The sequence below is a fragment of the Bacillus sp. C28GYM-DRY-1 genome (assembly GCF_030519405.1).
In the GTDB taxonomy this organism is placed as follows: Bacteria; Bacillota; Bacilli; order Bacillales; family Bacillaceae; genus Bacillus; species Bacillus spizizenii_A.
Genome location: NZ_JAUMKF010000027.1, coordinates 25,897 through 37,344, shown reverse-complemented (window position 1 = coordinate 37,344; position 11,448 = coordinate 25,897). Strand labels below are relative to the sequence as shown.

Genomic DNA, 11,448 nt, shown 5'->3' with positions numbered 1-11,448 from the left:
TGATATTCAACTCCTGCATGATCTCTTTCATAGGTACGCCTGCCAATCTCATGTCTACAGCCTTCTGTTTCACTTCAAGCGGATAACTCACTCTTGTCCCCATAGAAAAAACACCTCCAAGTCTAATTTCGGATAACAATCATCCGTATTCAAACTTGAAGGTGTTTTTATTTGTCTCATCTTATGGGGTCAGTCCCCCCAAAGGCTTCGGGGGTTTTTATTGATTACTTCATCCATTCGGTATGGAAGATACCCTCTTTATCTGTACGCTCATAAGTATGGGCGCCAAAGTAGTCACGCTGCGCTTGGATTAGGTTTGCAGGCAGGACAGCTGTGCGGTAGCTGTCATAGTAAGCTAAAGCGCTTGAGAATGACGGCACTGGCACACCTTGGGCGACTGCAAGTGAAATCACTTGGCGAAGCGCTCCTTGGTAGCTTTCTACAATATTTTTGAAGTAGCTGTCAAGAAGAAGGTTGTCAAGCTCAGGTTCGCGATCGTAAGCTTCTTTGATCTTCTGAAGGAACGCTGCGCGGATGATGCAGCCGCCGCGGAAGATCATAGCGATTTCGCCATATTTCAGATCCCAGTTATATTCTTCAGAAGCAGCTTTCATTTGGGCAAATCCTTGCGCGTAAGAACAGATTTTGCTCATGAACAGCGCTTTTCTGACCGCTTCAATCAGCTCTTCTTTATTTTCTGTAACAGGCTTCACGTCTGGTCCTGAAAGAAGGCCGCTCGCTTTCACACGCTCTTCCTTCATAGCTGAGATAAAGCGCGCGAATACAGACTCAGTAATAATCGGAAGCGGAACACCTAAATCAAGCGCACTTTGGCTTGTCCATTTTCCTGTTCCTTTTTGTCCTGCTTTATCAAGAATCACATCAACAAGCGGTTTGCCTGTCTCTTCGTCTTTTTTTGTGAAGATGTCGGCTGTAATCTCAATCAGGTAACTGTCAAGCTCACCTTTATTCCATTCAGCGAAAACTTCATGAAGCTCATCAGCTGAAAGGCCTAGCACCTGTTTCAAAATGAAGTAAGATTCAGAGATCAGCTGCATATCTCCGTATTCAATACCGTTATGCACCATTTTTACGTAATGGCCGGCACCGTCTGGACCGATATATGTCGTACAAGGTTCTCCGTCAACTTTTGCAGAAATCGCTTCAAGAATCGGCTTCACAAGCTCATGTGCTTCTTTTTGTCCGCCAGGCATGATAGAAGGCCCTTTAAGCGCTCCTTCTTCTCCGCCCGAAACACCTGTTCCGATAAAGTGAATGCCGCTTTCAGCGAGTTCTTTGTTACGGCGCTGTGTGTCTTTATAGTATGTATTTCCGCCGTCAATTAAAATATCATCCTTCTCTAGATGAGGAAGAAGAGATTGAATTGTCGCATCTGTTGCAGCTCCCGCTTTAACCATTAATAAGATTTTGCGCGGTGTTTCCAAGGATTGGACAAACTCTTCAATGCTGTATGTGCCAACAACATTTTTTCCTTTTGCCTCCTGCAAAAACTCCTCAGTTTTACTGCTTGATCTGTTGTAAACAGAAACAGAAAATCCCCGGCTTTCGATATTTAAAGCCAGATTTTTACCCATGACCGCAAGCCCGATAACTCCGATTTGTTGTTTTGACATATTCTAACGTCCCTTCTGCAAACGTTTTAATCATTTTAAAATTTAAATTAAAATAAAATGATATTTATAATAAAGAAATTACCATACATTCACCCTGTTTTTCAAGCTATTCAACTTTTCTTTTCATCCTGAAAAAAATCCTTATTAAAGCTTGTTCCCTTTGTTTTGCTCTCCTCTTTTTTTACCCTTGCCCCTTTTCTGATCAGCTTGGCACCGTACTTTTCATTCAGCTTTTCCATCATCTGCTGAATGGGCTCATCCTTCGCATCTTCATTAAAATTGAACAAATCAAGCTGTTTATAAGCCTGTTCTTTTTCTACTAAATCCGTTCCGGTAATGCCAAGCAGCCTGACAGGATTTTTATTCCAATGTTTAAAAAAGAGGTGCTCCGCTTCTTTCATAATCTCATTTTTTTGATCGATCGGATTTTTCAGCGTGATGCTTCTGGTGATGGTTTTCCAATCTGCATATCTAATCATAATAAAAAGCTTCGAAGCCATGACTTCCTTGCGCTGTAAGCGGTCACTCACGGAAGCCGCAAGCCTTCTGAAAACGCCTAACAGCTCTTCTTCATCACTGGTATCATGTGAAAGTGTCGATGAATTGCCGACGCTTTTAAATTCGTAAATGCGCTCCGGGTCAACTGGCGCATGATGAATGCCATTTGCTTTATTTTTAAGGCGCGGCCCATTGATGCCAAGCAGACGCTTCAGCGAGTGTTCATCAGCTGCTGCTAACTCTCTAATCGTATGGATGCCGAGTCCCTTTAGCTTTTCCGCTGTCTTTTTGCCAACTCCGTGCATCTCTCCCACAGGAAGCGGCCAAAGGATATCAGGCACTTCTCTCTTTCTTAAAATCGTGATGCCAAGCGGTTTTTTCATATCAGACGCCATCTTTGCGAGAAACTTATTCGGCGCGATCCCTATGCTTGACGGAAGCAACAGCTCTTTTTGCAGCCTGCTTTGAATTTCTTTTGCCGTCTCAAGAGCGCGGCTGCTGTATGGTGTCTCGGTCATATCCATATAGCCTTCGTCGATGGAGACAGGCTCCACCAGGTCAGTATATTCGCGGAGAATGTTAAACATCGCTCTTGAGGAGCTTCTATAGCGGTCAAAGTTCGGCGGAAGAACGATGAGCTCAGGACAATTCCGCTTCGCTTCCCAAACCGGCATCGTTGTTTTGACGCCGCGCGCTCTTGCTTCGTAGCTGCATGTTACCACGATGCCCTTTCGCTCCTTTACGTTTCCGGCAACTGCGACCGGCTTCCCCCGGAGAGCCGGATCATATGCCATTTCCACCGATGCATAGAAGCTATTCATATCAATATGGAAAATAATTCGGCTCTTTCCCTGCATAAACAAATCTCCTTTTCGTTCATTAGACAACGGCTTGTACATATAGTAAAATGAAGGTATTGAATGGATGTGATGACAATGTTTGTGGAATCGATAAATGACGTTTTATTCTTAGTCGATTTTTTCACAATTATTCTTCCGGCTCTGACGGCAATCGGGATTGCATTCCTCTTACGAGAGTGCCGTGCCGGCGAGCACTGGAAATCAAAACGAACAGATGAACATCAGACGGTCTTTCACATTAACCGAACAGACTTTCTTCTTATTATATATCATCGCATTACAACTTGGATACGTAAAGTCTTCCGCATGAATTCGCCTGTGAACGATGATGAAGACGCCAGTTCCCTTCTTTTATAAACCGCATTTATAAAAAGGAGGAGAACAAATTTGTTAAAAACATATCAAAAACTTTTGGCAATGGGTATCTTTTTAATCATATTATGCTCGGGCAATGCTGCATTTGCGGCGAGTAATCAGGTGGGAGGCCTCAGCAACGTAGGTTTTTTCCACGACTATTTAATCGAACCGTTTTCCGCTCTTCTTAAGGGTGTTGCCGGGCTGTTTCACGGGGAATACGGACTTTCTATTATTCTCGTCACCATTATTGTGCGTGTCGTAGTACTGCCTTTGTTTGTCAATCAGTTTAAAAAACAGCGCATGTTCCAAGAGAAAATGGCAGTTATTAAACCTCAGGTTGACAGCATTCAGGCCAAATTAAAAAAAACGAAGGACCCGGAAAAGCAAAAAGAACTGCAAATGGAAATGATGAAGCTGTATCAAGAACACAATATCAATCCGCTTGCCATGGGATGTCTCCCCATGCTGATTCAGTTTCCTATTGTGATTGGGTTTTATTACGCGATTCGCTCTACACCTGAAATTGCGTCACATTCGTTTTTATGGTTCAGTTTAGGACAATCTGACATTCTCGTGTCTCTTAGTGCGGGAGTTATGTACTTTGTTCAAGCCTATGTCGCCCAAAAACTGAGCGCCAAATATTCCGCTGTCCCGCAAAATCCGGCGGCGCAGCAATCCGCAAAACTGATGGTGTTCATCTTCCCTGTGATGATGACGATTTTCTCGCTTAACGTTCCGGCAGCTCTTCCGCTGTACTGGTTCACAAGCGGACTGTTCCTGACAGTGCAAAACATTGTCCTTCAGATGACATACCATAAAACCAAAAAAGCCGCCGCTCTTACTGAGCCGGTCAAATAATGAAACAACCCCGAGCAAAAAGCCGGGGTTGTTTTTTGTATCTTACCACTGTCATGGCTGACGCGAAAATGGTCATCCTAAAAAACAGCCGTATCGTTTAAAAAGTAACAAATCGGGAATACCTTTACTCACATCTAAATGAAAGGAGCATAAACGTGACAGATCGGGCTGAGCAAAAAATTATTTCTGTGCCAGAAGGAATTTGGATCATGAGACAAACCTGGAATGATGTCTTATTTGCCCACTGGCCTGTTGATGTTTCTATCCTTCGCGCTTTGGTACCGTCCGTTTTAGAATTAGATACATATAACGGGCAAGCTTGGATCAGCATGCTTCCCTTTATGCTCACGAACCTGAGGGCGCGTTATCTTCCTGCCATTCCCGGTGCGCGTGCATTTCCTGAGCTTAACCTCCGCACTTATGTCACGTATAAAGGCAAGCCCGGCATTTATTTTTTTAGCTTAGATGCCGATCATCGACTGGCGGTCCTTGGCGCTCGCACATTCTTTCATCTGCCTTATTTTTACGCGAATATGAAAGCCGAAAAAAACGATGATGGCATTGACTACGTCAGCAAGCGGAAAGATGACAAAGAAGCAGCATTCCACGCCGCATACCGGCCCATTTCAGCTCCTTTTACAGCAGAAAAGGATTCGCTCGATTACTGGCTGACGGAACGATACAGGCTCTACACCACTTATCGCAATAAGCTCTATTACGAAGACATTCATCATCATCCGTGGCTGCTGCAACATTCAGAAGCCGAGTTTTCCGTCAATACGGTGGCTGATGCTCACGGCATTACACTGCCAGAGTCAGACCCCTTGCTTCATTACGCTAAAAAGCAGGACGTGTTATTTTGGCCGCTCAGGCAATGGCGCTGAATGCAAAAAAAACCCGAGTCGGGGCTGGCCCGCTCGGGTTTTCTTTTTTTATTTTGCCGCCTCTTCAATAATGGCAACAACCATTTCTGCCGTTTTGGCGAGTTCTTCAACCGGCATTTTTTCATTTTTTGTATGAATTTGCTCATAACCGACAGCAAGGTTAACCGTCGGGATGCCATGACCTGCAATAACGTTAGCATCGCTTCCGCCGCCGCTCGTTTGCAGCTCGCTCGGGCGTCCGATTTTAGCTGCGGCTTTTTTCGCGATTTCAACAACTTGGTCGCCGTCTTGATATTTGAATCCAGGATACATGACTTCAATTTCGACTTCTGCGCGTCCGCCCAAATCAGCTGCGGCCTCTTCAAAAGCAGCTTTCATTTTTTGAACCTGAGCTTCCATTTTCTCAGGAACTAATGAGCGTGCTTCAGCAAGAATATGGACTTCGTCGCACACAATGTTTGTCTGTGTGCCGCCTTCAAACCGGCCGATGTTTGCTGTTGTTTCTTCATCGATACGGCCCAATGGCATTTTTGAAATGGCTTTGCTTGCGATTGTAATCGCTGAAATGCCTTTTTCAGGTTCAACGCCGGCATGTGCGGTTTTCCCGTAAATTGCCGCTCTAACCTTCGCTTGTGTCGGCGCAGCCACAATGATATTTCCGACTTTCCCGTCTGAGTCAAGGGCATAGCCGTAGGATGCCGTGATCATAGAACGGTCAAGCGCCTTCGCTCCGATCAGGCCTGATTCTTCGCCTACTGTAATAATGAATTCAATTGTGCCATGTTCAATGTTTTCTTCTTTCAGCACTTTAATCGCTTCAAACATGGCAGCCAGTCCCGCTTTATCATCGGCGCCTAAAATTGTAGTGCCGTCTGTTTTGACATAACCGTTCTCTACAACCGGTTTTACGCCGTTTCCGGGTACAACTGTGTCCATATGAGATGTAAAATAAATGGTATCTGTTTGTTTTGTTCCTTTTAATGTGCAGATCAGGTTTCCGGCTCCGTGGCCAGTGATATCCATTGTATCGTCTTCCTTTACATCCACACCTAAATCAGAAAATTTTTGTTTCAGCACTTTGCAGATTTCTGATTCGTGTTTTGTCTCTGAGTCAATTTGGACAAGTTCTAAAAATTCTTCCAGCAGGCGTTTTTCATTCACCATTTGTAAGTCCCTCCATGTTAAAGCGGTATGTTACCGTGCTTTTTTTTCGGTCTCTCTTCTGTCTTATGTGCAAGCATGTGAAAAGCTTGAATCAGTCTTTTCCTTGATTCTTCCGGCAAAATGATGTCATCGACCATTCCGCAGGCCGCTGCTTTATATGGGCCGGCGTTTTCCTTTTTGTATTCAGCTGTTTTTTCTCGTTTTGTCTTTTGCGGGTCGGCTGAAGCTTTTATTTCCTTTTCATACAAAATTGATACCGCGCCTTCTGGCCCCATCACTGCGATTTCAGCATTCGGCCATGCAAACACAAGATCAGCTCCGATCGCTTTGCTGTTCATAGCGACATAGGCGCCGCCATACGCTTTTCTGATAATGAGCGTGACTTTTGGGACGGTCGCTTCTGCATAGGCAAACAATAATTTTGCTCCGTGTCTGATAATTCCGTTATGCTCCTGCTGAACACCCGGCAGAAACCCCGGAACATCCTCGACAGTTAGCAGCGGTATATCAAATGCATCACAAAAACGGATGAACCTCGCTGCTTTATCAGCAGCGTCAATCGTCAGGCTGCCCGCCAGGTGCTTTGGCTGGCTCGCAACGATGCCGATTGTTTTTTCACCTAGCCTTGCAAATCCGATGACAATGTTCTTCGCAAAAAACGGCTGAATCTCAAAAAAAGACTGCGGATCAGCCAGTTCCTTAATCACCGACCGAACATCATACGGTTTTGTCGTGTCAGCGGGCACCAGACGGTTTAATGACGGTCTGGAAGCCTCTTTCTCTGGCGTCGTCGCTGCTGTCTGGCCATTCAGCGGCAAATAAGACAGCAGCTTTTTCACTCCTGTCAGTACCTCCTTCTCCGAATGTCCGGAAAAGTGGGCGTTTCCGCTGACGGCATTATGTATTCCCGCTCCGCCTAAGCTCTCCGCATCAACCTGTTCTCCTGTCACTTTTTCAATCACCTTTGGCCCGGTAATAAACATCCGGCCGGTCTGTTCAGCCATAAATATAAAATCTGTGAGTGCCGGAGAATATACAGCGCCTCCAGCGCACGGCCCTAAAATAACCGATATTTGCGGAATGACTCCGGAATATAGCACGTTTCGGTAAAATATGTGACCGTATCCATCTAATGATACCACACCCTCTTGAATTCTCGCACCACCTGAGTCATTCAGCCCGATAATCGGCGCCTTATTTTTTGCTGCCAGGTCCATCAGAGCGCAGATTTTTTTGGCATGGGTTTCGCCAAGCGCCCCGCCGAATACTGTGAAGTCTTGCGCAAATACATATACAGATCGTCCGTCAATTGTCCCGTACCCTGTCACGACCCCATCCCCTAAAATGCGCTGTTCTTTTGTTAACACTTGACTTTCCATGAAAGGATGCAGCTCGATAAAGCTATCCTGATCAAGAAGAAACGTGATCCTTTCCCGAGCGGTGAGTTTTCCCTTTTGCCGCTGCCTTGCCAGCTTTTCATGTCCTCCGCCTTGTTCTGCCTGCCCGCGTCTCGTATATAAATGATCGATATGCTCATTCATGTTCATTGGTTTGGTCTCCTTTCGGTTCGCAAAGCTCTATAAGAACGCCGTTTGTTTCCCGCGGAGAAAGAAATGCAATCCTTTTCCTGTTTGCTCCCTGTCTCGGATACCTGTCAATTAATTGAACTTTCCGGTCAGACAATGCTTGGAGCTTTTCAGATAGGCTGTTGCACAAAAATGCAATATGATGGAGCCCCTGCCCTTTCTTCTCCAAAAATAAACGGACGGGGCTGTCAGCTGTCAACGGCTCTATCAGCTCCAGCTTGACGCTTCCTGCTTGGAAAAAAGCAACATTCACCTTTTGTTCTTCAACCGTTTCTTGATGAAGAAACACAAGCCCCAATATATCCTCATAAAAGCTTCTCGCTTCTTCTATCGAAAAAACGGCTATCCCGATATGGTCAAGCCTGTTCATTTTATCCCTGCTTTCCTTCAATAGATATCGCTTGTCCGTCCATTCAAAACACGCTAAAATATAGACAGATTGTCTAAGGAGTGAAATCATGTCACAAAAACTGATGAAAAGCGTTTTGATTGTGATTTTGGGAGTTTTTATTCTTTCAACTGTACTCTCAGGAATCGTCATGTTTTTATAACGATAAAAAAGCAGGCGGCCTTACTGAATGGGAACATCCTGCTTTTTTATCAGAGCTCTATGCTCAATGGCAATCTCCTCAAAAGATCGGGTGTCGTTTGTAATCAGCACTCTTGTCCCCACCGGAATTTTTTCAAACAAATGAACGACCTCACCGTTATGCATACGAATACAGCCGTTAGACACAAAATTTCCTATTGAGTCTTCCCGGTTAGTCCCATGAATTCCGTAAATCCGCCCGTCTGTTCCATTCGCGTCAAATCCGATCCACCTCGCCCCAAGCGGATTGTCAGGAGATCCCCCTTCAATATTTTTCTTTCTGTAGTAAGGATTCACTGCTTTTACCGTTACCGAAAATTCCCCTTCTGGCGTCAGCTCGTCTGTTTTTCCGGTCGCCACGCTGTACACGCCGTCTACTTTATTATCGAGGATGACAGCAAGTTCGTTTGTTCTCTTGTTGACAATGACATACGGATCGCCCGGCAGCGGGTTTTCGCCGAGCGGCCAAATCGGTGAAATCATCATCATAAAAATTGAACATAAGAAAAAACGCATAAGCTCCTCCTTTTTCATTAGGTTGACCAATGAAGGAAGAGCTCATGCGAATCAGCCGAGTGATTTTTGCGATTTTATCCCTTTAAAATAACTTTTAATCACTAAATATTGTTCCATTTCACCGAGAAGATGGAAAAGAGCGGCTCTTGCTTCAAATTCCTCTCTTGTCGCCGGGAGCGGCATCTCCTCGAATTCTTTTCTCATATCAGCAAGTCTTTTCAGAAATTTGTACGCTGTATTTCCCGGGTGGATCGCTTCCCGCAAATTGTGGATAAATTCAGCGATTATTTTTCCCTGATCCACCGTAATGGAGATAGAAGTCACTTTAGGAAGAAGGCGTTCAATAATTTCAAATTGCTTTTCTCTCATTTTAAAATAATGATAATGCTGATTTTCGTAGCGCAAAATGTGGTTTTGCACATCCCGGTATGCCAGGTTTTTCGCCTCCGTAATGAGCTGGTGTGTTTCCGGAATTTCTTTTCCAGTCCAATCTTGCTCACCAGTTAACAAATACCGCTCTATTTCCGCGAAAATGACAGCAAAGTTATCCTCTATCTTTTTACGATAGGCAATCAGTTTCCGGTCAAGGCTCGGCATATACAAGTTCATCAAAAGAGCGACACCAATACCAACCGTAATCAACTGAACTTCATTCCAAATGAAAGCAAGCGTAATGCCGCCGGACATGTATAAATGAAGGATAATAACTGAACTGGTGACAATTCCCTCGTTAATTTTTAAGAGGACAGTTATCGGGATGAATATCAGGAGAAGCGCTCCGATAACAAACGGGTGATAGCCAATCAGCTCAAAAAAGAGAAACGAAAAAAGAATTGCCAGACAGCATGCCGCAAAGCGGGCCCACGATGCCTGAAGCGACCGTTTTTGTGTGATTTGAATGCACAAAATGGTGATGATTCCTGCTGAGGCGAAGTTTTGCAAATGCAAAAGCTGGCTTATATAAATAGCCAAAGCTGTTCCAAGCGCGGTCTTTATTGTGCGGTAACCAATTTTAAACATGTCGGACTCCATTTCTATTTGTTTCTTCAATAAAAAAGAAGAAGCAATCAGCCTTCTTCTTTTTTCTATATTCTATAATATTTTCTCTAAAAAGTCCTGCGCTCTTTTGGATTTTGGCGAAAGAAAAAATTCTTTCGGATTGCCGTCCTCGACAATCATTCCTTGATCCATAAATAACACACGGTCAGCGACTTCTTTTGCGAAACCCATTTCATGCGTGACAATCACCATAGTCATACCGGTTACGACCAATTCTTTCATCACCTGGAGCACTTCTTTGACCATCTCCGGGTCAAGTGCAGAGGTCGGTTCGTCAAACAGCATGATTTCCGGATTCATTGCAAGAGCCCGAGCGATGGCGACACGCTGCTTTTGTCCGCCAGACAAGCGGTTTGGATAGTCATTTCTCTTTTCAAACAAACCGACTTTGCGGAGCAGTTCTTCGGCTTTTTCCTGTGCAGCCTGTTTTGATTCTTTTTTGACATTGACAGGCGCGTACATGATATTTTCGAGAACCGTTTTGTGCGGAAAGAGATGAAAATGCTGAAAAACCATCCCGATGTTTTCCCGGACCTTTAAAGTATTGGTTTTCGCCTTCGTGATCTCCTTGTCTTTGATGGTAATGGTTCCGCCGTTAGGCTTCTCCAACAGGTTTAAACAGCGAAGGAACGTTGATTTGCCTGAGCCTGAAGGACCGATTACGGCAACAACTTCACCTTCTGCGATTGTTGTTGAAATGTTTTTTAATACTTCGTGTTTCCCAAATGATTTTGACAGCTTTTCAATCTTAATCATTGGATTTCAGCTTCCTTTCTACAGCCTTGCCGATAAACGTTAAAATCAGGACAAGCACATAATAAATCAATCCGGCGATAATGAGCGGCTCAAGGTAATTATAAGTGGCGGCGCCTGATTGATAAGCGCGTCTCATGACATCACCTAGCCCGATGACGGTGACGATCGCCGATTCTTTTGTTAACGTAATTAATTCATTTACAATTGCAGGTGATATATTTTTAAAGGCCTGCGGCAACAGCAGATCCTTCATCATTTTTCCGTACGGGACACCAAGTGCGACAGCCGCCTCTTTTTGCCCTTTATCAATGGCGTTGATCCCGGCTCTGATAATTTCCGAAACATAAGCTGCGGAATTTAATGACAATGCGACAACCGCCGCCCAAAACTGGTCAATTTGAAAGCCGAGCAGCTGCGGAAGCCCGAAATAGACAATCATAAGCTGCAGCACTAAAGGCGTACCGCGGAACACTGATGTATAAAAATCAGCGATCCAGATCAGCGGGCGGAACGTGCTGATCTTGCATAAGCTTAGCACAATACCGAGAATAAGTCCGATAATGGCTGATACGATAACAATTTTTAAAGTAATTGCCAAGCCTTCTAATATAAAAGGAATTTGGGGGATCGTTGCTGAAAAATCCAAATTCATAGTCTTTGTCTCCTTTTCTTACGGAAAAAAGATTT

At 44.4% G+C, this 11,448-nt stretch carries 13 protein-coding genes; 4 read left to right on the top strand and 9 right to left on the bottom strand.

Annotation, left to right across the window (positions count from 1 at the left end; all coding sequences use genetic code 11):
* Window positions 1-224: 224 nt before the first annotated feature.
* Both gndA and Q3W56_RS18720 read right to left on the bottom strand, forming a co-directional pair.
* Window positions 225-1,634 (bottom strand): NADP-dependent phosphogluconate dehydrogenase, encoded by a 1,410-nt coding sequence (gene gndA / locus Q3W56_RS18725; RefSeq protein WP_019714886.1) that lies wholly within the window; start codon window positions 1,632-1,634, stop codon window positions 225-227.
* 110 nt (window positions 1,635-1,744) lie between these two features.
* Window positions 1,745-2,989, bottom strand: a complete 1,245-nt coding sequence (locus Q3W56_RS18720; protein ID WP_302896468.1) for a DNA polymerase IV — start codon at window positions 2,987-2,989, stop codon at window positions 1,745-1,747.
* A 72-nt stretch (window positions 2,990-3,061) separates the two neighbouring features.
* Here Q3W56_RS18720 and mifM point away from each other — a divergent pair, with 72 nt between their 5' ends.
* The 3 genes from mifM to Q3W56_RS18705 all read left to right on the top strand — a co-directional run bounded on the left by mifM (window position 3,062) and on the right by Q3W56_RS18705 (window position 5,091).
* Window positions 3,062-3,349, top strand: coding sequence for a membrane protein insertion/folding monitor MifM (gene mifM, locus Q3W56_RS18715; RefSeq protein WP_302896470.1), 288 nt, complete (start codon window positions 3,062-3,064; stop codon window positions 3,347-3,349).
* 30 nt (window positions 3,350-3,379) lie between these two features.
* Window positions 3,380-4,207, top strand: coding sequence for a membrane protein insertase YidC (locus Q3W56_RS18710; protein WP_302896467.1), 828 nt, complete (start codon window positions 3,380-3,382; stop codon window positions 4,205-4,207).
* A 155-nt stretch (window positions 4,208-4,362) separates the two neighbouring features.
* Window positions 4,363-5,091 (top strand): YqjF family protein, encoded by a 729-nt coding sequence (locus tag Q3W56_RS18705; RefSeq protein WP_302896466.1) that lies wholly within the window; start codon window positions 4,363-4,365, stop codon window positions 5,089-5,091.
* 48 nt (window positions 5,092-5,139) lie between these two features.
* Here Q3W56_RS18705 and Q3W56_RS18700 read toward each other — a convergent pair whose 3' ends face one another.
* The 3 genes from Q3W56_RS18700 to mce are packed head-to-tail and all read right to left on the bottom strand — an operon-like array spanning window position 5,140 to window position 8,211.
* Window positions 5,140-6,255, bottom strand: coding sequence for a tripeptidase T (locus tag Q3W56_RS18700; protein WP_302896465.1), 1,116 nt, complete (start codon window positions 6,253-6,255; stop codon window positions 5,140-5,142).
* Between the two features lie 17 nt (window positions 6,256-6,272).
* Window positions 6,273-7,796 carry an acyl-CoA carboxylase subunit beta gene (locus Q3W56_RS18695; RefSeq protein WP_302896469.1) on the bottom strand — a complete coding sequence of 508 codons (1,524 nt, stop codon included), beginning with the start codon at window positions 7,794-7,796 and terminating at the stop codon, window positions 6,273-6,275.
* Window positions 7,789-8,211, bottom strand: a complete 423-nt coding sequence (mce, locus tag Q3W56_RS18690) for a methylmalonyl-CoA epimerase (protein ID WP_302896464.1) — start codon at window positions 8,209-8,211, stop codon at window positions 7,789-7,791. Before mce ends, Q3W56_RS18695 begins: the two co-directional genes overlap by 8 nt.
* A gap of 88 nt (window positions 8,212-8,299) precedes the next feature.
* On the opposite strand from mce, the gene prli42 reads away from it, so the two are divergent.
* On the top strand, window positions 8,300-8,392 hold the full coding sequence (gene prli42, locus Q3W56_RS18685; protein WP_003226489.1) for a stressosome-associated protein Prli42: 93 nt from the start codon (window positions 8,300-8,302) through the stop codon (window positions 8,390-8,392).
* 20 nt (window positions 8,393-8,412) lie between these two features.
* Here the strand turns inward: prli42 and Q3W56_RS18680 are convergent, their stop codons facing one another.
* The 4 genes from Q3W56_RS18680 to artQ all read right to left on the bottom strand — a co-directional run bounded on the left by Q3W56_RS18680 (window position 8,413) and on the right by artQ (window position 11,413).
* The gene (locus Q3W56_RS18680; protein WP_302896463.1) at window positions 8,413-8,946 is read right to left on the bottom strand and encodes a L,D-transpeptidase; all 534 of its coding nucleotides are present in this window, start codon (window positions 8,944-8,946) and stop codon (window positions 8,413-8,415) included.
* A 51-nt stretch (window positions 8,947-8,997) separates the two neighbouring features.
* A complete protein-coding gene (locus tag Q3W56_RS18675) occupies window positions 8,998-9,966 on the bottom strand; it encodes an aromatic acid exporter family protein (RefSeq protein WP_302896462.1) in 969 nt (322 codons plus the stop codon).
* 72 nt (window positions 9,967-10,038) lie between these two features.
* A complete protein-coding gene (gene artM, locus Q3W56_RS18670; protein ID WP_019714895.1) occupies window positions 10,039-10,761 on the bottom strand; it encodes an arginine ABC transporter ATP-binding protein ArtM in 723 nt (240 codons plus the stop codon).
* Complete coding sequence (artQ, locus tag Q3W56_RS18665) at window positions 10,754-11,413, bottom strand: arginine ABC transporter permease ArtQ (protein WP_003226481.1); 660 nt, start codon at window positions 11,411-11,413, stop codon at window positions 10,754-10,756. The genes artM and artQ overlap by 8 nt, the downstream gene beginning before the upstream one ends.
* Window positions 11,414-11,448: the final 35 nt, after the last annotated feature.